This is a genomic window from Nocardia sp. NPDC006982 (assembly GCF_042869435.1).
Taxonomy (GTDB): domain Bacteria; phylum Actinomycetota; class Actinomycetes; order Mycobacteriales; family Mycobacteriaceae; genus Nocardia.
The window spans coordinates 381083-404101 of sequence record NZ_JBIAFV010000006.1; the positions used below are offsets into that span (position 1 = coordinate 381083).

Genomic DNA, 23019 nt, shown 5'->3' on the forward strand with positions numbered 1-23019 from the left:
CCTCAGAGCGGATCCGGGTTGGCGTAGCGAGAGTTCGGGGCCTCGATGATCACTTCCGGTTCGGCCGAGGGCCCGAGAGGCGGACGCTCGGCAACTACCTCGAATTGGCCGGTGTGATGTTGGCGGATGCGAGCTATTCGCAACACTTTTCGGCGCGCGAGGAACCAGCCGCCGACCAAGGCCGGCCCCAGGACGACGAGCATGGCGAGTACGGCAATGCGCTGGACCATATCGCCGGTGCAGACCATCAGGACGACAACGGTAGCCAGGAAGAGCAGGGTCGCCACATCGGTGTAGGGGGCGCCGGGTAGGCGGGATGCCGGGCGCCAGGCCAAACCGCGGCGCCATTCGCGCCAGAGCCGGAGGTGACAGAGCACAACCGCGGTCCACGACACAATGGTGCCGAGTGCGGACACGTTCAACACGATCTCGAATGCCTTGTCCGGCACCACCGCATCGAGTCCGACGCCGACCAGGGCGATCGCGCCGGTGGCGAGAATGCCGACGTAGGGTACACCCGTCCGCGACATACGCGCCGCCACACCGGGTGCGCTGCCGTTCATCGACATCGAACGCAGAATCCGGCCGGTCGAGTACAACCCGGCATTGAGGCTGGAGAACGCGGCGGTGAGCACGACCAGGTTCATGATCGAACCGGCCGCCGGCACACCGATTTTCGCGAAGAACGTGACGAACGGGCTTTCGCCCGCCCGGAAAACCGTATAGGGCAACAGCAGTCCGAGCAGCACCAGCGAACCGACGTAGAACAGTCCGATGCGGGCGATCACGGAGTTGATCGATCGCGGCATGATCGTCTCCGGACGCTCCGCCTCACCGGCCGCGATGCCGACCAGTTCGACTGCGGCGTAGGCGAATACGACACCGGTCGTCACGGTCACCAGCGGCAGCAGACCGGTCGGGAACAACCCGCCGTGCTGACTCATCACCCCGATACCGGTCTGCGCACCCTGAATCGTGAAGCGACCGGCCAGAAAAACCGTGCCGACGATCAGAAAGCCCACCAGGGCGACGACTTTGATCAGTGCGACCCAGAACTCCAGTTCGCCGAACCAGCGCACCGAGATCAGATTGGTACTCACCACCGCGGTCAGGGCGATGAGCGCGATCACCCAGTGCGGGACGACGTCGAACGCACCCCAGTAGTGCACGTAGGTGGCGATGGCGGTGATATCGACGATCCCGGTCATGCACCAGTGGAAGAAGTAGGTCCATCCGACCGCGAAAGCCAGCTTCTCCCCGTAGAATTCGCGCGCATAGGAGACGAAGGATCCGGCGGAGGGACGATGCAGCACCAGTTCGCCGAGTGCGCGCAGGATGAAGAAGACGAATACGCCGCACACCGCATACACCAGGAACAATCCCGGTCCGGCGCTGGCGAGGCGCCCACCGGCACCGAGAAATAGCCCGGTGCCGATCACCCCGCCGATCGCGATCATCTGCACTTGGCGCGCGCGCAGCGATCTGCGATAACCGACGTCCTCGGCATGCAGCGCATCTGCGAGCGCCGATAACTCAACTGGTCCCCGAACTGCGATCACGACCAGGCCTTCCAGTAAGGGAAGTCATGTCGCGGAAGAATGTACCGTTATTTAGCGGTACATTCAACGAGTTTATTTGAAGGTTCAACGGGTACCCTGGCGGCCCCGTGGGCAGTATCCGATCTGGGACTCCCCACCGAGCGGGTTCGTGCAGATGCACAAAGCCCGATGTCCAGGCTCTCCATCATGCCGATAGCCCTGCGCCGTCAATTGCGGTGAGCTGAATCCAGCAGGCCGAGCCCATGATCGGCTAGCGGATCAATGAAGATTCGGAGGATGTGGTGAAGCGATCTCGGCGGCGGCTCGCGGTGCTGGCGGTGGCGGCAGGTCTGGCAATGGGCGGTACCGGGGTGGCGATCGCCGATCCGGCCTTCCCGCCGAACTTCCCGCCGGATCAGAACCAGCTGCCGCAGTTGCCGACCGAGCCGCAAATCTACGATCTGCTGCCGATCCCGTCGCCGGATCAGGACCCGTGGTACGACGATCCGGCGGATCTGGCCTCGTATCAGCCGGGGCAGATCGTGCGCAGCCGCGAAGTGCAGACGCGGGTGCTCGGCATTCCCTTCCCGGTTTATACCAAGCAGCTGCTGTTCCGCTCGAACGACGTGCACGACAATCCGATCGTCACCGCGACAACCGTTGTGGTGCCGGGGATTCCGTGGCAGGGCAGTGCGCGGCCGGTGCTGTCCTTCCAGGAGGCGATCGACTCCACCGATGCAGCGTGCAATCCATCGCACACCCTGCAGACCGGCACCATGAAGGAGTCGGCGCTGGTGATCTATTGGCTGGCACAGGGTTTCGCGCTCAACGTGGCCGACTTCGACGGAAAGTTCAATACCTTCAACACCTATGCCGAGGGCAAGATGGTCCTCGACAGCCTGCGCGCGATGAAGAACGATCCCACCCTCGGCCTCACCGATTCCGGCATCGCGCTGTACGGATATTCCGGCGGCGGTTCGGGTTCCATTCGCGCGGCCGAGCTGCGCGCGAGCTACGCACCCGATGTGCGGCTGCTCGGCACCACCATCGGCGGGACGCCGGGTGACCTGGTGGCGGAGGCCAGGTATGCGACCCACGCGGAACCGGGGCTCACCGGCACCAGCAACTTCACCATGTGGCTCGGCTTCGCGAGTCTGGCCCGGGAATATCCGGACGTCTTCGATCCGGCCGATCTACTGACCGCTGAGGGCCAGCAGATCATCGGGGACGTCCGAAGTCGTTGCTACGCGACCATTGCGCTCACCGGCGTCTATCGGCCCATCAGCGCCTACTATCAGCCCGGCAAGTCGTTGGAGTCGTCCCCGGAGATCCTTCGGGTCCTGCAGGACAACAGCTTGGGCAAATACCTTCCGGATACGCCGATCCTGTGGTGGCACGGACTGTGGGATGAACTGATTCCGCCGTCGGCGGTGCTGCCTACCGTCCAAAGCTATTGGGAACGTGGCGCGGATCTGCGCTTCTACACCGTTCCCGTGCCCGAGCACATCGTCAATGCCGTCACCGGCTGGCCGCCCGCGGTGGCCTGGACCAGCGCGGTGTTGCGCGGTCTGCCGCCGGGGCCGAAGTTCAAGGCCGACTTTCAGCCGCTGCCCCCCGGCTTCCCCGGGAGCTGAAATCGTCTGTGTCCGAACCGGTGATCGCAAAATGTTGCCGGTAACGATCGGGCGTGGTGGCCAGCTGCCGGGAGAAGACCCGGTGCAGCGTCTCACCGTGCTTGTAACCGACCGCCTTGGCGATCGCGATCACCGTCAGATCTGTCGTCTCGAGCAGTCGCCGGGCCGCCTCGACACGTAGATTCTCGACGAAAGCCGCTGGTGTACTACCGGTTTCGGTACGGAAAGCGCGGGCGAAGGCGCGCTCGCTCAACCCCGCCCGCGCTGCCAATGCGGCCACGCTCAAGTCTTCGTCCAAATGGTCGGGCAGCCATTGCTGCACGGCCCGGATCGCCGGGGTGCGCGCGGGTTGGGCACGTAATTGGGCGCTGAATTGCGCTTGGCCACCCGGCCTTCGGGTGAAGACGACGAACCAGCGGGCGATCAACTGGGCCACCTCGGTGCCGTGATCGGCCTCGACCAAGGCGAGCGCTAGATCGATACTCGCGGTGATCCCCGCCGAGGTCCACCGGTTGCCGTCGTTGACATAGATCCGGTCCGGTTCGACCAGCACCCGCGGAAAGCGCTCGGCCATCACCGCACACGCTCCCCAATGCGTTGTCGCTCGATAACCATCGAGCAATCCGGCTCCGGCGAGGAGTAACGAACCGGCGCATACCGACGCCACCCGCCGCGATCGCCGGGCAATGGCCGGGAGCTCGCGCACCACCTCGGCGGATACCGATGAGACGAAGGCGCCGTTGCCCCCGATCACGATCATGGTGTCGATCTCGTCGTCGCCGGCGGCGATCTCCGGCAGGGAATGTTCGACATTCATCGTCAGACCGCCGTCCACCGCGACGGTGCCCGCGCGCGGCGATGCCGTCACCAACCGGTAGGCCGGTGCGCCGACGATGGCGTTCGCCGCACCGAAAATATCCATGGGACCGGCCAATTCGATCAGCTGGATGCCGTCGTAGACCACGAGGACAACCGTGCGAGGCGTCGACACGTTCCTATCATCACCGCACTCCCCCAGGACTGTCACGGCAATGTGCAGTCCGATCACCTCGCGTGCCGGACCGGTGCGACCACACCGGCGGCATGCCGTCCGAGGAAGGGAATGATCAATTCGGCGACACGGTCGGCGAACTGCGCATGCGGATAGTGCCCGCCGTTCTCGATGACGGCCACCTTGCCGATGCCCATCGGCATGGCCGCGACGATCGCCATGGCTTCGGCCTTCGGGTCCGGGAAATCGGGATCCTCGGCGCCCATGATCACCAGTGCCGGCCGGTGCACCTGCGACAACGCCACCTCGGCGTCGGCCGGAGTGGTCTTGCCGGTCTTCCGGAACTCGCGCCACCGGCCGGGTTCACGCAAAGCCGTGAACACGCCGTCGAGGTAGCGCGGAAAGTCCTCGGGCTTGGTCGGATACGCGATATCGAGGTACCTGCGCCACAACCGCGGCGACCCCAGCAACAGCGTGCCCATCAACCGCACCACCCCGCGCCGGTACCGCGGCACCGTCCACAGAGCACCGAAATCCAGTCGTTGCCTCCTGGTGAACGGGTTGATCTCGACTATGGCGCTGACCAGTTCGGGCGCCTCGGCCGCGGCAATGGTCGCCGCACCGCCGGACAGGGAGTGGCCGACGATCACCGCTGGGCCGCCGAAATGCCTGATCACACTGAGCAGATCGCCTGCGACATCGGTTCGGCTGATGGCCGCCTTCCCGGTCACCGACGGCCAGCCGGGGCTGGATTCGCCGTGCCCGCGCAGGTCGGCATTCACCACCCGGTAGCCCGCGGCGGTCAGTCGCGGTACGAGAAGGCGATAGTCGTGCCGGGAAGTTCCGATACCGTGCGAAAGCACGACCAGCGGTCCGTCCCCGACGACATCACAGGCGATCCGCCCCTCCTCGAATGTCGCGAACTCGGTCATTTGTCTTACCTTCCAAGCGTTTTCGAAACGTCGCGTGGCGCGCGATGTGCTCGAATTGAACGCCGGGATTGCGCGGTTGTCGGTAGCCCCGACCGGATCGGTCAGATAGACAGCAGGTTTCGTCAGTCCCTGACCCAACCGGCTCTCAGCCGCCTCCGCGCGAGCTACCTTGCAGCTAGAGCAATCAGTCCCAACTCTGCACTGCGTCGTAGCGGCGGCGCATCTGGCGGCGACGGTAGAACACCTCGTCCACCGATAGCGTGGTGGTGGTCACGGGTGCCAGGCGGATGTTCAGGCCGAGTTCCCTGATGCGGTGCTCCAAATCGATGCGGCGCTCTGGTGGCAGGTTGGACCACATCGTTTCGAAGCGGCCGCGGACCGGGGCGTCGGCGCCGGCGATCAGGTCCAACAGCAGCGGCCAGTCGTGGGCATCGGTGGCGATGCCGGGCAATGCGGACACCATCGCATCGTTCATCTGCGCGAGCAGGGCTATTATCCGGCGCTGAATCCCGGCGTCGGCGTGTGCCAGCAGGCTGAAAAGTCCACGCCACAGGTCGGATTCGATGCGGCCCTCCAGGCTGCCGACGAGTCCGGCCAACGCCGCATCGTTCGCGATGATCGGATTCGCGGCCAGGGCCCCCAGTGCCCACTTGCTCAGCCTTCCGATGAAGGTCAACAGCTCCGGCGCCGCACCGGCCCGGAGATAACCGGCGATGAGATTGCCGATCATTTCGGTGGAGCCGATGCTGAACAGGACATCGCCGATCGACGCGGTCAGCTCGGCCTCACAGCGCGCGAACGTCGACAGCGCGGCCAACTGCAGCCCCGTAGACCCGATGAGCACGGTATGCAGCATGCGCGGGATCCGCTGCCGCGGCCCGGACAGCAGTTGACGAAAGATGGCGCTGACGCCCGCGACGGAATAGGCATAGGCGGCGGAGAAGATCAGGCCCTCGTCATCGAGCACGCCCTGTTCGAAGGCCGCGACAAGTGTCGGTGTTGCGAAGGCGTCGAGGAACGGCCCGGCGGTGATGTAGTCCTTGCGGGCCAACATTTCATTGAGGATGCGCACGATGGGTTCCGGCGGCGCCACCTCGGCGAGTTGGCCGACCGTGCGCGGATCCATATACGGCGCACAGTCGGCCACATACGCGGGCGCGAGCATGGCGACCGTCTCGGCCGCCTTCTTCGGGTGATCGACACCGACCGCACCCGCGGCCCGGCCCGTCATCATCGGCGGCACCAGGCGCTGCACCAGCGGCATCGAGATGCGCAGCGGAATGATCGGCACCAGTTTGCTGATCCGCTCGAACGTCTCGTTGTGCTGGTCGAAGATCAGGCCCGCCAGCCGATCCTGGAGTTCGTGCAGATTTTCACTGCCCAACCGCTCCAGATGCGCCAGTCGCTCCACGGGAGCGTGCAAAGTCCGTGACAGCAGGACGATCTGGGCGCCGGTTACCAGATCACTCATCAGCCGAGCCGGCTCCCGAACATGATCTTCTTCGTCACCGCCCGGAACGGCCGGGGCAGTGCGCCGACCATCTCGTCGATGGCCTCGATGAGCGCCGCCGTCTCGAGTTGTTTGGCCGCGCGGAACATCTCCAGCAGTTCGGCGGCTTCCTGTTCGGTGATCAGCCCGGTTGCCGCCAGCGGCCCGCGTAGTTCGTGTTCTAGGTCGGTCCTGGCGGTCATACGGCTACCCGTTTCTTCATATGTCGCAACGTCGATCACTCGTGAAAGCCCCGAGCATAGGTGTCTCGGCGCCCCGGCGGGGCAGTGCGTAAAGAATTCGTTATCCAAAGATCTTCATAACTTTTTTGAAAGGGTTGACTTCCTTTTTATTTGTGCCGCAAGACAACTCGGGTTTTATTCTCATTCATGGGAAGTTGCGTGTTCGGCTGTGCGCGCACATCTGTTTGTATCTGGGCATGATGGATTGGTGTCGGCGCACCCGGGTCCATTCCTGCCTCGGGAGCCGCACATGGCGACATCCGGCCTGACCCGCCGCTCGTTCCTCGGCGCGGCGGGCATCGGTGCCCTCGCGCTCACCGCCGCGTGCACTGGATTCGCCACCACGGGAAGTGGCGGCATGCTCTTTCTCTCCACGCAATTCCGCCCCGCCGACGAGGCCGAGCGATTCCGGAGCCTGCTCGGCAAGACGGCACCCGGAGTCAGCTATGTGACCATCGAGGAGAGTCCGTTCGCGAGCCAGGTGCGCAGCCAGGTCGGGGCGGGTTCGACGCAGGTCGGTCTGCTCGGCGGGCTGCACGGCGATATCGCACCGCTGGCCGACGGCTATCTCGAGGATCTCACCGGCCTGCTCGCCGACCTCGGCAACCGCGGCTGGCCCGCCGCCTATCTGCGACTGGCGCGGGCCGGTACCGACCGGACGTGGTATATCCCCTGGGCCACAGCGAGTTACGTGCTCGCCGCACACGCCGATGCGCTGCAGCACCTGCCATCCGGCGTGGACGCCACGGCACTGACCTACGACCAATTCCTCGACTGGGCGATCGCCGCGCGCCGCGCCAACGGCAACCGACCGATGCTCGGGCTGCCCGCAGGCCCGAAAGGCCTGCTGCATCGATTCACCCAGGGCTATCTGCTGCCATCGTTCACGGGCGGTCAGATCACCACCTTCCGCTCGGCCGAGGCCGTGACGGCCTGGCAGTACTTCCGCGAACTGTGGGCCAACTGCGCACAGTCGAGTACGAATTACGACTTCATGCAGGAGCCTTTGGCCGGCGGCGAGGTGCGCATGGCCTGGGATCACGTCGTCCGCCTGGTGCACGCGCCCGAGCACGACCCGCAGGACTGGCGCATGCTGCCCGCGCCGCGCGGCAAGCACGGACTGGGCTATATGGCGGTGGTCGCCGGGCTCGCAATTCCCAAGGGCAGCACCGATGCCGAACTCGCCCAGCGCACGATCAGCGCGCTGACCAAACCGGAAACCCAGATCGAACTGCTGCGCTCCAATGGCTTCTTCCCGTCGATCGACACCGCCGTCCCGGACGATCTGCCACCGGCGGTCAGGCTCGAGGCCGATGCCGTGGACCGACAGCAGCAGGCGCAGGGCGCGATCCTGTCGCTGCCACCGGTCGGTCTCGGCCAGCGCGAGGGTGAGGTGAGCAAGGTGTTCAAGGACAGCTTCCGCTCGATCGTGTTGGACGGAGCCGATATTCGGGCCACACTCGATCAACAGGCGCGGGTGCTGCAAGGCATTCTCGACGAGCTGAAGGTGCCGTGCTGGGCACCCGATCCCGTCGCCGACATCTGCGGGGTGGGGTAGCAATGCGCGCGCGACTCGGTTCACCGTGGATTCTGCTGCTGCCCTCGATCGTGCTGCTGGCCGCGCTGTTCGGCTGGCCATTGGTGCGGGCGATCGTCGATGCGTTCAGCGACGATCACGGCTTCACGCTCGCGCACTGGCGGCGCTTGATCGACGACTCGTATTTCCTTACCTCGCTGCGCAATACGCTGTTGTTGATCGTGATCGTGGTGCCGATCCAGCTGGTGCTCGCGGTCGGTATGGCACTGCTGATGCAGGCGCGGCCGCGGTTCGCGAGTGGCCACTTCTACCTGTGGTGCGTGCCGTTGGCGATCTCCGAACTGGCCGCCGGACTGGTGTGGTTGTCGATCTTCGGCAATCGCGGATACCTGAACTCACTGCTGGTCTGGCTCGGCTTGTCCGAGGACGGTGTGCAGTGGTTGAACTATCAGCACACCGGCACCATGCTGCTCGCGGTGGTGATCGCCGAGATCTGGCGGGCGACCTCGCTGGTCTTCGTCATCGTGGTGGCGGGTGTGCAGCTGATTCCACGGGATTACGACGAGGCCGCGCAGGTGTTCGGCGCGAACTTCTGGCAGCGGCTCCGGCATGTGACGCTGCCGCAACTCGGCCCGAGCCTGCAGGTCGCGCTGATCCTGCGCACCATCCTCGCGCTGCAGGCCTTCGCCGTGGCACAGGCACTGACCGGGCGCGACTTTCCGCTGCTGGTCGGCGAGACCTACGAGTGGTACTCGAATCTGCAGAATCCGGCGGTGGCTAGCGCGGTTTCACTTGTGGTGCTGGCCATCTCGCTCGGCACCGCGGTGTTCTATCTGCGGACGGTCCGGGCGCCGGAGGGGTCGCGATGAGTGAGGCCACGGCGCTGCCGCCGATCGATCGCGCACCGCTGCGCCGACGTCGGTGGCGGGCCATCGGAGTGCAGGTGGCCTGTATTGCGGTGACGCTGTTCATGGCACTGCCGATCGTGCTGATCGGACTCGCCGCGGTGTCCTCGCGCGAGGCGCTGAACGAGTTCCCGAAGCCATTGCTGCCCAGCGAATTCTCCACCGAGACGCTGCAGTCGTTCTTCCACGCGACCGGAACCGTTCCGGCACTGGGCAACTCGGTGCTCGTCGGGCTCTACACGGTGTTCTGGTCGCTGGTCATCGGCGCGCCCGCCGGATACGCGTTGGCTCGCAATGCCTTCCGCGGTAAGGACAGCTACCAGATATTCATCCTGTTCGTGCGGGCGCTGCCGATCGTGGTGCTCTCGGTGCCGCTGGCCACGATGTTCCTGCGGCTGGACGTTTATGACACCGTCTTCGCCGTGACGCTCGTGCACACCACACTCGCGCTGCCCACCACCGTGCTCATCACGGCGAGCATTTTCGTCGCGGTACCGGCCGACCTCGAGGAGGCGGCGCGCGTCTTCGGGTGCACGCGCTGGCAGGCGGCGCGCACAGTCGTTGTACCGCTGGCACTTCCCGGTCTGGCCGCGTCATCGATCTTCACGTTCGTGCTGTCGTGGAACGAGATCCTCGGCGCGACCATCGTGACGCTCGGACATCGCACGTTGCCCGCACAGGTGCTCACCACGCTCGGTGAGGCGTCGACACCGTACCGGTTCGCGGGCGGGTTCGCGCTGATCATTCCGGCGCTGGTCTTCATCTTCGTGATGCGGCGCTATCTGGTGAACATGTGGGGGACGACGCTGAGATGACAGAGGTGTAGGGCATATGGCCGAAGTGATCCTGCGGGATCTGGTGAAGACCTATCCCGGCGGTACGACGCGCGCCACCGACCAGGTCTCGCTCGAGGTCGCCGACGGTGAATTCATGGTGCTGCTCGGGCCGTCCGGCTGCGGTAAGACGACGCTGCTGCGCATGATCGCCGGACTGGAACTGCCCGATGCGGGGCAGATCGTGATCGGCGGCAAGGATGTCACCTACCTCGAACCGCGGCGGCGCAATCTGTCGATGGTGTTCCAGTCCTATGCCGTCTTCCCCAATAAGAAGGTTGCCGACAATATCGGCTTCGGCCTGCGGGTGCACGGTGTGCCCGCCGAGGAGATCCGGCGCAAGGTCGCGTGGGCCGCGGATCTATTGCAGCTCACTCCGTACCTGGATCGGTATCCGGCGAAGTTGTCCGGCGGCCAACGCCAGCGCGTCGCGGTGGCGCGCGCGATCGTCATGGATGCCGATGTGCTGCTCATGGACGAACCGCTGTCCAATCTGGATGCGCTGCTGCGACTTTCGTTCCGCGCCGAGTTGAAGAAGCTGGTCGGCGAGCTCGGCACCACCACGATCTATGTCACCCATGACCAGGTCGAGGCGCTGTCGCTCGGCGATCGCGTCGCGGTCATGCGCGATGGGGTGATCGTTCAATGCGGTTCGCCGACAGCGGTATACGACGGTCCGGCGACCGAATTCGTCGGCGGCTTCCTCGGCAGCCCACCGATGAACTTCCTCACCGGGATCGTCGACATAGGCGAGGCCGGACCGCATATCGATCTCGGCGGGCAGTCGCTGCCGGTTCCCGCCGCGCTCGCATCGTTCAACGGTAAGAAGCTCGACCTCGGCATCCGGCCCGAGGCCATTGCCGTCGGCGACGAGGCGGGCACCGATTCGGTGCGCGCCCAACTCCAGGTGCTGGAGCCGCTCGGCTCGTCCACCCTGTTGACCACCGATGTCAGCGGACAGACCGTCAAGATTCAGACGCAGCCCGGCTTCCGGGCCGACCAGGGCGACGCGCTGAACCTGTATGTGCCACCGCAGGCCTGCCGCTGGTACGACCCGGAAACCGGATTATTGCTGGAGCACTCAGTGTAGATATCCGGTGGAGAGTTCGTCGTATCCGATCAATTCGACGGCCGAATATTTTTGCCCCTCGCTGAAACCCTCCGTTGCTACCGATGAGCCATCGAGAGTCAGTTTCGCCCGCTGCAATATACGGCAGCTCGGTGAACAAATATTGTGGATGGCCATCGCACGCCGCGCTTGTCCCGGAGTCAATTCACCGGGATCGGTGAAACAGTCGCCGATATTGGAGATTATCGATCGCATTTCGGCTAACCAACTCGCACGGGCACAGCGGCTTCTTCGACAATTCGACCACGGCCGACGGTGAGCGACACCAAGGCGATATTTCCGATCGCGGTAATCAGTGGACCCGCGACAGTAGCGAATTGGTATCCACTCGCCAGCAGCACTCCCAGCACACCGAGAGCTCCGGCGAAGGCATTTGCGGCGAACATTTGCCAGGTTTCCTCCTGAGGCTTCGACCAGGCATGCCGCAGCGTCGGGACGGTGGCGATGAGATTGGCGCAGATGGCCATCAGCGCACCGAACGTCTTCTCCGAAATCTCCACCGTGACCAGCACACATGCGACGGAGGAGAGCAGACACGCCCAATCGATATTGTCGCAGGGCCGCAGACTCACCCCACGCCGCAGACCGAGGACGATAACGGCGGCATTCATACTTGCCGACGCGGCATTGATACCAGCGGCGAGATATGCGCCCGCCAGATATGCGACCACCGCGAATACGGTATTGGCAGTACACCAGGCTATCCACGACGCCATTCGCGGTCGCGTGCCACCATCCAGAATTCCGACCAGATATGCGACGACACCATACAGTGAGATGCCGACGCTGACCAAAGCTGCCGACGTGCTCAGACTCCAGAACTCACTCACGTGCACCATTCCTAATTTTTCGCGCAGACGTGCGCGAGACAGCCACAACCGGCAATTCGACCCGCATGCGAACACACCGAAGGGAACAAATCCGGTGCGACGATGGGGACCGTATCTGCCGTGGGTGAACACTTCGGGATGATTTGTTCGTTCGCGATTGAAACTATCGTTACACGGAGGTTCCGGCGTCACAAACCCAGGAGGTCGGCCGTAACAGACTTTTACGTCGGTAACTGATGCTTAACAGGATTTGGTTACTGAGCTCACATCGGTGCGAAATCGACATTAATGAGCACCGTTGCGCGGGACAAGCACGCCACAGACACACGAAGACCCCAGCCGTAGCTGGGGTCTCCCGTGGTCACGCCGACCGTTGTGCGAGTCGAAACCTCTGCACCCCGGCCTCGATTACTGAGCCTGCCACACTTGCCGGGAATCGTCGCGCCGAGCCCGGCATCCTGCGGGACACCGCCGCGCACTTGCATCTGTAAGTCCGGTCGAATCGCGCTCAACCAGGCGATTTCCGACGACCAAAGCCCCTTCGAGATAACGAAACGGCAACATCGTGATCATCCCGTGTCCAAACTGTTCGACTCGGAATGTAGGGCTCATGACGGAATCCCCAGCGGATCTTGCAGCCGCCGGGCCGTTTTCGTGTTCGGCGACCGAGGACCGCCGGACTCGGACTACCGTGGCAGCAATGACCGATCGACTTGCTGGAGACCCTTTGCGCAGCATCGCCCGCGTACTGCTCATCATCTCGGCACTCGTCGGCATGGCCATGCCGACCGTTCCCGCCGCATTCGGCGCACCGGTCAGCGATGACGTGACTGCCGGGAAGATCGATGAGCTGCTGGCACTGCGGGCTGCCTCGCCGGGTGCGAGCAAGGGTGAGCTGATCGAGCGGTTGTCGGGTCGTCTGCTCGGAACGCCGTATGGCGCGGATATGCTCATCGGCTCGGCGGACCAGCCCGAACAGCTGGTCATCGATCTGCGGCGGGTGGATTGCTTCACCTACCTCGACTATGTCGAGGCGCTCAGCAGGTCCACCGATCGCGACCAGTTCGTCGCGAATCTGATCGCGACCCGCTATACCGACGGCCGCGTCGAGTTCCAGCAGCGCAAGCACTTCTTCAGCGATTGGTCGCATACCGCGCGCATCGCGGCCACCGATATCACCGGTACGTTGAGCCCGGCCGCGGTGACCGTCACCAAGCACCTCAACGCGAAAGCCGGTGGCGGAACATATCTTCCGGGGCTGCCGGTGGTCGATCGCGATATCACCTACATCCCCGGCGCCGCGGTAGACGAGAGCGTCATCGGTGGACTCCGCACCGGTGACTACATCGGCGCGTACGCCGACCAGCCGGGACTCGATGTGACCCATGTCGGCATCTTCGTCATGACACCGAGCGGCCCGGTCTTCCGCAACGCGTCCTCACTCGCCGCCAACAACAAGGTGGTCGACTCCCCCTTCGCCGACTACGTGCGCACGACGCCCGGCATCGTGGTGCTCCGCGCGCTGTAATCGAACGGAGCCGGCCAACGCGACAGTGGGCGAGCGGGTTTCGGCGGCGACGGCGCGAATCCGTCGGATCACGGCGCGGTCGTCGATCGCCACACACGACTCGTGCGTTGCCCCGCATGGCACCGCCGAGTCGAATCGCCCGCCCCATGATCCGCTCTCGCGGTATGCCGTTCGTTCCGCCTCGCTTCTGCCCGACCATCGGTGGCCGGCTCCATCCCAACTGTGCTCGGGGTGGCACGGTCCTCGACAGAGCCGGGATGCCCTAGATCCGGGGACGTTCGGTCCTACCGAACACAGGTCAACTGGTCCGGGACGTGATCAGCCCGAGGTCGGCGTCGTAGCGGCGGTACAGCAGGTTCCCACGGCGGCTGACGGGATCGATGAAGAACAGGAATGGCAGGCCGATGGTGCACAGGCGGTCGACGGCCGCGGTCTCGGACAACTCCGGAATCCTTGGATCGGCTGCTGATGGGTCGCACGACGAACGGAGCAACTCGATACCTGCGGAATCGCCACGGTAGACGATCGCGTCAGCGCCGGTCTCGGCATCTACGAACAGATGTGCGTCGTAGTCCATCGCGTCGAGCACCGCGGCCGCCGCCTCCGGTGTGCCCACCAGCAGCGAACAATTCTTGCGGCGGGTGATCGTGCCATGTCCGGATACCGCGAGTAGTCGCCGTATCGGCTCCGGCTCCGACGCCACCCGTCGCTTTGTCGTCAACCGCTCGATCAGCCGCTCCAGCCGCTGCACGACCGGCAGCACCATGCCCGCCCCTGGAGTAATCGTCTGCACGCGCGCCGGTGTACCGCGCACGCACAGATTCACCTGCACCAACTGCGGCCCACTCGGGCAGTTCGCGACGACGACCCGTACCCGGGCACCACCTTCGATCCCATTTCGGGTAAGCAATCGCCCGACCGCGCCCGACACGCGTTCGAGTTCCAACTCCGCGATCGGTCCACGCGGAAACACGACGATGTCGGGGAAGTCCGCGGTGGACCACTTCCCTGACGCACTCATGACGACCTCGCTGTTGGATTGTTCGAGCTCCGACCCTCCGGACTCGATGGCAGCATCCGCGACGTCCACGACGGCAGGGCCGAAAGTCACTGCCACACCTGACCTTCGGCACCCAGTACACGGCCCGACCCGACGGGTGACCATCGACCTTCGAGAACAGGCAAAAGGCCCATATCAACCGGCACATCGCCGGACGAGGCTCCGGAGTATGACCGACACCCGCCTCTCCCCTGTACGTTCCGTGCCGGACGATTCGACGGTGCTGGCTGCCATGCGTTCGGCCGGCCGCGCGCCGTCGTTGCACAACACTCAACCGTGGCGCTGGGTCTTCGACGGGACCCGGCTGCATCTGTACCGCGACGACGACCGCCTGCTGACCTCGGCGGACCCGTCGGGTCGGCAACTGGTGATCAGCTGTGGCGCGATGCTGCACCACGTGCGCACCGCATTCGCCGCCAGGGGCTGGCACACAGATACCACCCGGCTCCCAGATACCGGCCGCCCCGACTATCTGGCCTTGATCGAGTTCCGGCCGTGGCCCGAGCCGCCGGTCGGCGTGCTGGCCCGCGCCCGCGCCATCGATAAGCGACGCACGGACCGGCTGCCGCTGTACGCGCCGGCCGACTTGTCGCCGCTCCTGCATGCCGGTCGAATGCTGGTGACACCTCACGACATCGAACTCGATCTCCTCGACGACAGCGCCCGCGCGAAGCTGACGGCGGCCTCCGACCACGCCACCGCGGTCCGCCGCTACGACATGGAATACCAGACCGAATTGCAATGGTGGGCCGGACATTCCGGTGACACGGAAGGCGTCCCGCGCGAATCCCTGGCCTCCGATGCCGAATTCGCCCGCGTCGGCGTAGGCCGCACCTTCCCATCCGCACCGCATTCGGCCCGCCGCGACACTCTCGAGGACAACGCGTGCCTACTGGTACTCAGCTCACCCCGCGAATCCGTCACCACCTGGCTGCACACCGGCGAAGCCCTCTCCGCAGTCCTCCTGGAATGCACCACGTCCGGCCTGGCAACTTGCCCGATGACCCACATCACCGAATTGCCTTCGGCCCGAACAGCTATCGCAACCATGCTCCCCCACCCCACCATCCCCCAGGTCCTCATCCGCGTCGGCACCTCCCCCGAAAACACCCCCGAACCCCCACCAACCCCCCGCCGCCCCCTCCCCGACATCCTCACCATGCAGTAAGTAACTCGAGAATGCGCCGGTGGTGGGGCCTTCTCGACATCCCTACGCCTGGTGATCGACCGCCCAGATGCGCATATCGGCGGGACTACGCTGGAGGGACCCAGCGGAGGTGTTGCGATGACGAGTGTGTTCCTGGTCGATGACCATCAGATCGTGCGTCGCGGTGTGCGGGATCTGATCGATTCCGAGCCCGATCTCGAGGTCGTCGGTGAGGCGGGCACGGTTTCGCAGGCGTTGGCGCGCATTCCCGCGCTGCGCCCGCAGGTCGCGGTTCTGGACGTACGCCTGCCCGATGGCAATGGCATCGAACTGTGTCGTGAATTGCTGAATCAGCATCCTGAGCTGCGGTGTCTGATACTCACCTCGTTCACCGACGAGCAGGCCATGCTCGATGCCATTCTGGCCGGGGCCAGCGGGTACGTGGTCAAGGACATCGACACCATCGAGCTGGTCGAGGCCATTCGCGAGGTCGGCGCTGGTAAGTCGCTGCTCGACAATCGCGCGGCCGCTGCCCTCATGGCGAAGCTGCGCGAGGAGGCCGAGGCCAAGACGGGACCGCTGGCTGGTCTCAGCGAACAGGAGCAGACGCTGCTGAACCTGCTGGGTGAGGGGCTGACGAATCGGCAGATCGCGAGCCGGATGTTCCTTGCGGAGAAAACCGTGAAGAACTATGTGTCCCGGCTGCTGACCAAACTCGGAGTCGAACGCCGCACCCAGGCCGCGGTGCTGGCCTCCAAACTCACCGCGCCCACCAAGCAGCAGAAGTGAGCGATTGTGGTTTCGCTCGGCGTGACATGGGGTCAGGACTCCGGGCAGAATACAGATCATGGCGGACGAGTCGACCGTCTCCGGTCCGGCACCGGGGACGGAAACTTTGTCTCAACTGCGACTTCGTGAACTGCTCGGCGAAGTCCAGGACCGCATCGCCCAAATGGTCGGCGTCCGCGACCAGATGGACCGCCTGATCGAGGCCATGCTGGTCGTCACCGCCGGATTGGACCTGGACAACACGCTGCGCTCGATCGTGCACACCGCCATCGAGTTGGTCGACGCCGGATACGGCGCGCTCGGCGTGCGCGAAACCGATGAGACCAGCAACGAGCTCGCCGAATTCGTCTACGAGGGCATCGACGACCGCACCCGGGTCATGATCGGCGATCTGCCGCGCGGTCACGGTGTCCTCGGCCTGCTCTTCGAACAACCGAAACCCATTCGGCTGCCGGATCTTTCGAAGCATCCCTCGTCGGTCGGCTTCCCCACCCACCACCCGCCGATGCACACCTTCCTCGGCGTACCGGTGAAGGTTCGCGACGAAATCTTCGGCAACCTGTACCTGACCGAGAAGGCCGGTGGGCAGGAATTCACCGACGACGACGAGGTGGTGGTGCGGGCGCTGGCCGCCGCCGCGGGTATCGCCATCGCCAACGCCCGCCTCTACGAACAATCCCGGATCCGCCAGCAATGGCTGGAGGCCAACCGCGATGTGGCCACCGAACTACTCGCCGGCGGCGAACCGAAGGAGGTGCTGGAGCTGATCACCGACCGGGCGCTGCAGCTGACCCAATCGGCGTGCAGCTTCCTTTCACTGCCCGAAGATCCGGATATTCCGCCCGACGAGGTGACCGATCTGGTCGTGGTCGCCGCGGCCGGTGTCGATGCGCAAGAGCTGACCGGACAGAGTATTCCGATAAACGAATCGCACTCGGGCATCGCATTTCGGGAGAACCGGGTCCTTTCGGTCGATCGGCTCCAATACACCCTGCGGTTCGGCAACTCGACCGAATTCGGTCCGGTGCTGGTGCTGCCACTGCGGGCCGAACAGACGGTTATCGGTGTGCTGACGATCCTGCGTTCACCAGCGGCCGCTCCGATCGATATGGCAGCACAGGCCATGATGGCGGACTTCTCCGTCCAAGCCGCGCTGGCACTGCAACTTGCCCGGAGCCAGCGCCGCAACCGCGAACTCGACGTGCTCTCCGACCGCGACCGGATCGCGCGTGACCTGCACGACCATGTCATCCAGCGCCTGTTCGCGGTCGGTCTCTCGCTGCAGGGCACTGCCCAGCGGGCCCGCGTGCCCGAGGTCAAATCTCGGCTCACGGAGACCATTCAGGACGTCCAGTCGATCGTGCAGGAAATCCGGCATTCGATCTTCGATCTGCACGAGAGCACCACCGCGGATGCCCCGACGCTACGTAAACGGCTGCACGGCATCATCGCCGACATGATCGGCGAAAGCGGATTGCGCACCACGATTCGCCTCGCCGGTCCGGTCTCGGTGCTGGCACCGCCGCTGTCGGAGGATGTCGAAGCGGTGCTGCGCGAGGCGGTGAGCAATGCGGTGCGGCATGCATCGGCGACGACGGTATCGGTCCAGCTCCGGGTGCGCGACGATGTCACCATCGAGGTGACCGATGACGGTGTCGGCGTGCCCGACGAGCTCGCACGGATGAGCGGATTGGCGAATCTGGCGACACGCGCCGAGCAGGCGGGCGGCAGTTTCAGCGTGATCAAGGGCGAGCACGGGGGCACGACGTTGCGCTGGTCGGCACCGTTGCCCTGAACCGTGTCGCCAAGGCGGGGCTGTCCGGGCGCTGTGCCATCCGGACACCATGCAGACATGAGGAGCGGCCTTTGGGCCCTGCGGTTGGTGACCAATGCCAGGCGTGCGCGACCACCTCGAATTCCTAACCTACGGGTAGCCGCAATCTCGGAACCCCGAAGGGACATCCATGACCGCCCAGCACCGCGATGAATCACACCGGCTGGCGTCGGCCGAAGTAGTGGTCGGAACCGACGGTTCCGAGGCGGCCGATCTGGCCGTCCGTTGGGCCGCCGAGACCGCCTCCCAGCGGGGCAGGCGGCTGCGCATCGTGCACGGTCTCGATCTTGCGGCGGCTGGGTCGGTCTACGGGATGTACGACGTGATCATGCCCCCGGTGATCAACGCGATCCGCCGCGAAGGCGCGGACGTGCTGCGCACCGCACGCCGACTCGCCCATCAGGCCGATCCGGGCCTGACCGTGGAAACCGAACTCTCCGAAGCCAATCCGGCACACCTGTTGATCGAGCTGTCCGAGGCCGCGCATCTGGTCGCGATCGGCACGGCGGGTTCCGACGGCAGCCTGAGCTATCTCGGATCGACGCTGCTCGCGGTCGCAAGCCATGGGCGCGGTGCGATCGTGGTCGTGCGTGACACCGGCACCGAACAGCAGACTCGACGCGTCGGCCCGGTTGTGCTCGGTATCGACGGCGGACCGGGGAGCACGGCCGCCGTCGGGGCCGCGTTCGCCGAAGCCAGTGAACGCAGAACCCGACTCGTCGCCGTCCACGCTTGGAGCGACCTGTACTTCGACCGCGTCGCCGGCCTCCCCTACGGCGTCTGCGATCACGACGCCGAGACCACCGGACAGGCGATCCTGGCCGACCAGCTCACCGGCTGGCAGGAGAAGTACCCGGACGTGCAGGTCGTCCGCAAGGTGTACCTGTCGGGTCCGCGGCAGGCACTGCGCGAATGGTCGCGGTCGGCCCAGCTGCTCGTGGTCGGCAGCCGGGGACGCGGCGGATTCCGCGGACTGCTGCTCGGCTCCACCAGCGATGCGCTGGTCCAGACCGCGCACTGCCCGGTCATGGTTGTCCGCCCGCAGTAGCGCAGTCACGCTGACAGGCGACGAAATCCCATGTCCACCACCACGAATCCCCCGGTACTCGTCGGCATCGACGGCTCCGATGCCGCCGCCGAGGCAGTGCGCTGGGCCGCGACCGACGCCGTCCACCACCGCGCGCCCCTGCACATCGTGTACGGCATCGGCGCCCCGATGGACTTCGGTCCCGGAATAGCCTTCGACCAAATCGATTACGACGCCTATCGAGCGGCCGGCGCCGCCGCCGTCACCACTGCCGGCGCCTACGCGACCGCGGCGGCCGCACCCATCGGCGAACTCGAAATCGCCACCTTCGTGGTCGACGCGCCGCCGATACCGGTCCTGCTCGACCGTTCCAAGGATGCGCGCATGCTCGTCGTCGGCACCCGCGGTCTGGGTGCCTTCCGCCGTGGCCTGCTCGGCTCGGTGAGCACCGCCGTCGCGAGGCACGGGCACTGTCCGGTCGCCGTCATTCCCGAACCCGAGGACTACAAAGCCGATCGGCTGCTGGGACCGGTGCTCGTCGGTGTCGACGGCTCCCCCAGCGCCACCCGCGCCATCGAGGTCGCCTTCGACCAGGCCGCCCATCGCGCGGTCGGGCTGCGCGCGGTACTCACCTGGTCCGAGTTCAACCGCTATATCTCCCGCGACGATATGCAGAAAGAGGCCGAGGCGGTGCTCTCCGAGAGCCTGGCGGGCTGTGCGGAAAAGTATCCGGGCCTCGCGGTCGAGCGCGTGGTCGTCGAGGATCGACCGGCCAGATGCCTACTCGCCGAGGCAGAATACGCGCAACTGATCGTCCTGGGCAGCCGCGGCCGCGGTGGTTTCGCGGGCATGACCCTCGGCTCGGTCAGCCAGGCCGTCCTACACGCCACCGACTGCCCCCTCATCATCGCCCGACCCTGATATCCCCGCCCGGGTGGCCCTTCAGCACGTTCCGGCACTCACCGGTCCGCAAGCACGCAGCGAGTTCACAGGTTGCGTTAATCGGAGCGCACGGTGGTGTTCACATCCTGTTTACGATATCGGGATGTTGATTCAGGACGCGCAGGAGAGTTCGGTTGCACCACCGGGGAAAGTGGGGACTGCGCGTCCGTGGCGAACTCGGCTGATCTGGGGCAGTATCGCGGGCGCGGTCGTGGTGCTGATCGCGGGGCAGTTGATGGCCGTGCATATCAATGCGCTCGGGCCACTGACCAGTCTTTCTTGGGACTACGTCGGGCGGCCCAAGTCGGCGACCACGCCGTGGGCCGGGTTTCTGCTGGCGCTGATCGGCGTCTCCTGGAGTGTGCGGGTACGTGCGCTGGCGGCCGCGGTCGGCATCGACGTGGTCTTCGTGATCATTCGCGCGATCGAGGGGCGGTTGTTCACGGTCGGGAACGGTCCGACCATTGTGCTCACCGCGCTGGCGGTGATCGCCGCCGTGCGCTGGACCGGCGCGCGACGCGAAACCGCGCTGCGCACAATCGCTCTCGGTGCGCTGCTGATTCTGGCGACGAAGGTCGGCGAGATCTGGCTGGACATCACCGCTTGGGCCTGCCCGACCGTGCTGGATCCCTATGCGGAACTGGCCGATCACGCGCTCGGCAATCCGTCGTGGCTCGTCGGACAGGTACTCGACGCGGCAGGACCCGTGCCGCTGGGTGTGGTGCGCTGGGTCTATTTCGAACTGCCGGTCGCGGCCATCGTGGTCGCCGCGTGGCAGCTGCGCGGCGTCACCGCGGGTATGTGGCCGCGGCACTATCTGGTGCGCACATTCCTCACGCTCGGTGTGGTCGGCCCGCTGTTCTATGTGGTCTTCCCGGTCGTCGGGCCGGTGCTCGCGTTCGGCCCGGAGGGGCAAGGTTTCGAACTCGCCGATGTCTGGCCGAATGTCGTTGCGGCACTGCCGTCCTCGGTCGATTCGATGCCCTTCGACGGCATCACACCGCGCAACTGCATGCCGTCACTGCATACGGCGTGGGCGCTGTCGCTGTTCATCCACTCCCGGCGCGGACCGCTCTGGTTGCGCTGGGGTGGTGCGTTCTGGCTGGCCTGCACCCTCGTCGCGACGCTCGGTCTCGGTGCCCACTACGGCGTCGATCTCGTCGCGGGCGCGGCACTGTGCCTGACCGTCGAATCCGTTCTGCGTGATCCGGACCGGGGCTGGGACCGCGGCCGCGCCCAAGTGGTGGCCTTCGGTATCGCGACCTTCGCAGGGGTGCTGCTGTGCGTGCGCTTCCTCGCGCTGCCGATGGCGAATTACCCGTTCCCGTTCGGCGTCGCGATTCTGGGTGTCTTCGCCGCGCTGGCGTTCACCTTCTACCGGACCTGGTTCGCCGCAAATGACTCGGTAGCGGTGGATCCGCTGCGGCCTGCACAGCGTGCCGATGACGGCACCGCCCGGCCGTCGGCCGTGCCAGACTGACGGCGTGAGTGAGCAGGACGGCACCGAGAAGACCCGCCCACCGACCCGCGATCGCGGCGACGCGATCGGCGCCGGACTCATCTGGCTGACCAAATGGTCGCTGTGCATTATCGCGATCGCTGCGGGCGCGTGGGTGCTCGGCACCGTCATTGCCGCGCTCTGGGTGGTACTGCTGCCGATCGCGCTGGCGCTGATCGTCGCGACGATGCTGTGGCCGCCGACCCGCTGGCTCACCGCGCACGGCTTTCGGCCCGGCGCCGCGGCAACGGTCACCCTGCTCGGATTCATCGGAGTCCTCGCCGGTGTCATCGCCCTGATCGTTCCGTCGGTTGTCGACCAGGCCCCGGAGCTGGCCGACAATCCACCGAGGGTGTCAACAAGGTGCGTGATTGGCTGCACGGTCCGCCGCTGCGCATACGCGACGAGCAGTTGCAAGCCGCGGTGGAAGCGATCACGCAGCGGCTGAAGTCCAGTTCGGAACAGATCGCCTCCGGCGTCTTCACCGGCGTGACCACCGCGACCTCCACGCTGGTGACGCTGTTCCTGGTGCTGGTACTGGCGTTTTTCTTCGTCAAAGACGGTCCACGGCTGCTGCCGTGGCTGCATGCCGTGCTCGGCAGTCGCGGCGGCAGGCACCTCGAGGAGGTGCTGAATCGCATCTGGTCCACCCTCGGCGGATTCATCCGCGTACAGGCGCTGGTAAGTCTGATCGACGCGGTGTTCATCGGCGCCGGACTGGTGATCCTGCACGTCCCACTGGCATTCGTGCTCGCGGTGATCACTTTCATCGGCGGTTTCGTGCCGATGGTCGGCGCATTCGTCGCCGGGGCGCTGGCGGTGCTCGTTGCGCTGGTGGGCAATGGCGTCACCACCGCGCTGATCGTGCTCGGCATCATCATCGCCGTCCAACAGTTGGAAGGCAATGTGCTGCAACCGGTCCTGCAGGCCCGCAGCATGAAATTGCATGCCGTGGTGGTCCTGGTCTCGATCACCGCGGGCGGCTCCCTCTACGGCATCGTCGGCGCCTTCCTCGCGGTACCGGTAGCGGCCGTCCTCGCCGTGGTAGCCCGCTACCTCGGCGAGCAGATCGACGTCGTCACCGCACCCCCCGACGAATCCCCCGAACCCGAGCCCGCGCCGGACTAGCTGCAT

Annotated in this window: 19 protein-coding genes and 1 pseudogene; 13 read left to right on the plus strand and 7 right to left on the minus strand. The window is 65.4% G+C overall.

Annotation, left to right across the window (positions count from 1 at the left end):
- Positions 1-2: 2 nt before the first annotated feature.
- Positions 3-1559: an amino acid permease gene (locus ACFYOW_RS25880; RefSeq protein WP_387292009.1), complete on the minus strand. Its 1557-nt coding sequence runs from the start codon at positions 1557-1559 to the stop codon at positions 3-5.
- Positions 1560-1894: 335 nt separating this feature from the next.
- On the opposite strand from ACFYOW_RS25880, the gene ACFYOW_RS25885 reads away from it, so the two are divergent.
- The gene (locus ACFYOW_RS25885) at positions 1895-3172 is read left to right on the plus strand and encodes a lipase family protein (protein ID WP_387292413.1); all 1278 of its coding nucleotides are present in this window, start codon (positions 1895-1897) and stop codon (positions 3170-3172) included.
- Here ACFYOW_RS25885 and ACFYOW_RS25890 read toward each other — a convergent pair.
- From ACFYOW_RS25890 to ACFYOW_RS25905, 4 genes are all read right to left on the minus strand, one after another.
- On the minus strand, positions 3126-4163 hold the full coding sequence (locus ACFYOW_RS25890) for a GlxA family transcriptional regulator (RefSeq protein ID WP_387292011.1): 1038 nt from the start codon (positions 4161-4163) through the stop codon (positions 3126-3128). The two genes, ACFYOW_RS25885 and ACFYOW_RS25890, sit on opposite strands and share 47 nt — an antisense overlap.
- Before the next feature lie 53 nt (positions 4164-4216).
- Positions 4217-5095, minus strand: coding sequence for an alpha/beta fold hydrolase (locus tag ACFYOW_RS25895; RefSeq protein WP_387292013.1), 879 nt, complete (start codon positions 5093-5095; stop codon positions 4217-4219).
- Between the two features lie 184 nt (positions 5096-5279).
- On the minus strand, positions 5280-6566 hold the full coding sequence (locus ACFYOW_RS25900; RefSeq protein WP_387292015.1) for a hypothetical protein: 1287 nt from the start codon (positions 6564-6566) through the stop codon (positions 5280-5282).
- Positions 6566-6787 carry a hypothetical protein gene (locus ACFYOW_RS25905; protein WP_063043105.1) on the minus strand — a complete coding sequence of 74 codons (222 nt, stop codon included), beginning with the start codon at positions 6785-6787 and terminating at the stop codon, positions 6566-6568. Before ACFYOW_RS25905 ends, ACFYOW_RS25900 begins: the two co-directional genes overlap by 1 nt.
- A gap of 289 nt (positions 6788-7076) precedes the next feature.
- On the opposite strand from ACFYOW_RS25905, the gene ACFYOW_RS25910 reads away from it, so the two are divergent.
- From ACFYOW_RS25910 to ACFYOW_RS25925, 4 genes are read left to right on the plus strand one after another with little or no spacing between them, the layout of a single operon-like run.
- On the plus strand, positions 7077-8384 hold the full coding sequence (locus ACFYOW_RS25910) for an ABC transporter substrate-binding protein (protein ID WP_387292017.1): 1308 nt from the start codon (positions 7077-7079) through the stop codon (positions 8382-8384).
- Positions 8385-8386: 2 nt separating this feature from the next.
- Positions 8387-9232 carry a carbohydrate ABC transporter permease gene (locus ACFYOW_RS25915; protein WP_387292019.1) on the plus strand — a complete coding sequence of 282 codons (846 nt, stop codon included), beginning with the start codon at positions 8387-8389 and terminating at the stop codon, positions 9230-9232.
- Positions 9229-10083 carry a carbohydrate ABC transporter permease gene (locus ACFYOW_RS25920; RefSeq protein ID WP_387292021.1) on the plus strand — a complete coding sequence of 285 codons (855 nt, stop codon included), beginning with the start codon at positions 9229-9231 and terminating at the stop codon, positions 10081-10083. Before ACFYOW_RS25915 ends, ACFYOW_RS25920 begins: the two co-directional genes overlap by 4 nt.
- 16 nt (positions 10084-10099) lie before the next feature.
- Positions 10100-11191 carry an ABC transporter ATP-binding protein gene (locus ACFYOW_RS25925; RefSeq protein WP_387292023.1) on the plus strand — a complete coding sequence of 364 codons (1092 nt, stop codon included), beginning with the start codon at positions 10100-10102 and terminating at the stop codon, positions 11189-11191.
- Between the two features lie 239 nt (positions 11192-11430).
- Here ACFYOW_RS25925 and ACFYOW_RS25930 read toward each other — a convergent pair whose 3' ends face one another.
- On the minus strand, positions 11431-12060 hold the full coding sequence (locus tag ACFYOW_RS25930; protein ID WP_387292025.1) for a hypothetical protein: 630 nt from the start codon (positions 12058-12060) through the stop codon (positions 11431-11433).
- 700 nt (positions 12061-12760) lie between these two features.
- On the opposite strand from ACFYOW_RS25930, the gene ACFYOW_RS25935 reads away from it, so the two are divergent.
- Entirely contained in the window at positions 12761-13588 is an 828-nt protein-coding gene (locus tag ACFYOW_RS25935) for a DUF1460 domain-containing protein (RefSeq protein WP_387292027.1), read from the plus strand.
- A gap of 298 nt (positions 13589-13886) precedes the next feature.
- On the opposite strand, the gene ACFYOW_RS25940 is transcribed toward ACFYOW_RS25935, so the two are convergent.
- Complete coding sequence (locus ACFYOW_RS25940; RefSeq protein ID WP_387292029.1) at positions 13887-14699, minus strand: sigma 54 modulation/S30EA ribosomal C-terminal domain-containing protein; 813 nt, start codon at positions 14697-14699, stop codon at positions 13887-13889.
- 118 nt (positions 14700-14817) lie between these two features.
- Between ACFYOW_RS25940 and ACFYOW_RS25945 the strand changes: the two genes are divergently transcribed.
- The 7 genes and pseudogenes from ACFYOW_RS25945 (at position 14818) to ACFYOW_RS25975 (ending at position 23013) form a co-directional block, all read left to right on the plus strand.
- Positions 14818-15816 carry an Acg family FMN-binding oxidoreductase gene (locus ACFYOW_RS25945; RefSeq protein ID WP_387292031.1) on the plus strand — a complete coding sequence of 333 codons (999 nt, stop codon included), beginning with the start codon at positions 14818-14820 and terminating at the stop codon, positions 15814-15816.
- A 117-nt stretch (positions 15817-15933) separates the two neighbouring features.
- The gene (locus ACFYOW_RS25950) at positions 15934-16584 is read left to right on the plus strand and encodes a response regulator (RefSeq protein ID WP_387292033.1); all 651 of its coding nucleotides are present in this window, start codon (positions 15934-15936) and stop codon (positions 16582-16584) included.
- A 58-nt stretch (positions 16585-16642) separates the two neighbouring features.
- Positions 16643-18379, plus strand: coding sequence for a GAF domain-containing protein (locus ACFYOW_RS25955; RefSeq protein WP_387292035.1), 1737 nt, complete (start codon positions 16643-16645; stop codon positions 18377-18379).
- A 169-nt stretch (positions 18380-18548) separates the two neighbouring features.
- A complete protein-coding gene (locus ACFYOW_RS25960) occupies positions 18549-19466 on the plus strand; it encodes a universal stress protein (protein ID WP_387292037.1) in 918 nt (305 codons plus the stop codon).
- A 30-nt stretch (positions 19467-19496) separates the two neighbouring features.
- Positions 19497-20366 carry a universal stress protein gene (locus ACFYOW_RS25965; RefSeq protein ID WP_387292039.1) on the plus strand — a complete coding sequence of 290 codons (870 nt, stop codon included), beginning with the start codon at positions 19497-19499 and terminating at the stop codon, positions 20364-20366.
- Positions 20367-20490: 124 nt separating this feature from the next.
- Positions 20491-21867 (plus strand): DUF5933 domain-containing protein, encoded by a 1377-nt coding sequence (locus tag ACFYOW_RS25970; RefSeq protein WP_387292041.1) that lies wholly within the window; start codon positions 20491-20493, stop codon positions 21865-21867.
- Positions 21830-23013, plus strand: a pseudogene (locus ACFYOW_RS25975) (AI-2E family transporter). The gene ACFYOW_RS25970 and the pseudogene ACFYOW_RS25975 overlap by 38 nt, the downstream one beginning before the upstream one ends.
- Positions 23014-23019: the final 6 nt, after the last annotated feature.

Bases quoted from the DNA above. Each gene is read 5' to 3' on its own strand.
- ACFYOW_RS25885 (WP_387292413.1), top strand. From the start codon at position 1,895: ATGGGCGGTACCGGGGTGGCGATCGCCGATCCGGCCTTCCCGCCGAAC.
- ACFYOW_RS25895 (WP_387292013.1), bottom strand. From the start codon at position 5,095: ATGACCGAGTTCGCGACATTCGAGGAGGGGCGGATCGCCTGTGATGTC.
- ACFYOW_RS25900 (WP_387292015.1), bottom strand. From the start codon at position 6,566: ATGAGTGATCTGGTAACCGGCGCCCAGATCGTCCTGCTGTCACGGACT.
- ACFYOW_RS25905 (WP_063043105.1), bottom strand. From the start codon at position 6,787: ATGACCGCCAGGACCGACCTAGAACACGAACTACGCGGGCCGCTGGCG.
- ACFYOW_RS25910 (WP_387292017.1), top strand. From the start codon at position 7,077: ATGGCGACATCCGGCCTGACCCGCCGCTCGTTCCTCGGCGCGGCGGGC.
- ACFYOW_RS25915 (WP_387292019.1), top strand. From the start codon at position 8,387: ATGCGCGCGCGACTCGGTTCACCGTGGATTCTGCTGCTGCCCTCGATC.
- ACFYOW_RS25920 (WP_387292021.1), top strand. From the start codon at position 9,229: ATGAGTGAGGCCACGGCGCTGCCGCCGATCGATCGCGCACCGCTGCGC.
- ACFYOW_RS25925 (WP_387292023.1), top strand. From the start codon at position 10,100: ATGGCCGAAGTGATCCTGCGGGATCTGGTGAAGACCTATCCCGGCGGT.
- ACFYOW_RS25935 (WP_387292027.1), top strand. From the start codon at position 12,761: ATGACCGATCGACTTGCTGGAGACCCTTTGCGCAGCATCGCCCGCGTA.
- ACFYOW_RS25945 (WP_387292031.1), top strand. From the start codon at position 14,818: ATGACCGACACCCGCCTCTCCCCTGTACGTTCCGTGCCGGACGATTCG.
- ACFYOW_RS25950 (WP_387292033.1), top strand. From the start codon at position 15,934: ATGACGAGTGTGTTCCTGGTCGATGACCATCAGATCGTGCGTCGCGGT.
- ACFYOW_RS25955 (WP_387292035.1), top strand. From the start codon at position 16,643: ATGGCGGACGAGTCGACCGTCTCCGGTCCGGCACCGGGGACGGAAACT.
- ACFYOW_RS25960 (WP_387292037.1), top strand. From the start codon at position 18,549: ATGACCGCCCAGCACCGCGATGAATCACACCGGCTGGCGTCGGCCGAA.
- ACFYOW_RS25965 (WP_387292039.1), top strand. From the start codon at position 19,497: ATGTCCACCACCACGAATCCCCCGGTACTCGTCGGCATCGACGGCTCC.
- ACFYOW_RS25970 (WP_387292041.1), top strand. From the start codon at position 20,491: ATGTTGATTCAGGACGCGCAGGAGAGTTCGGTTGCACCACCGGGGAAA.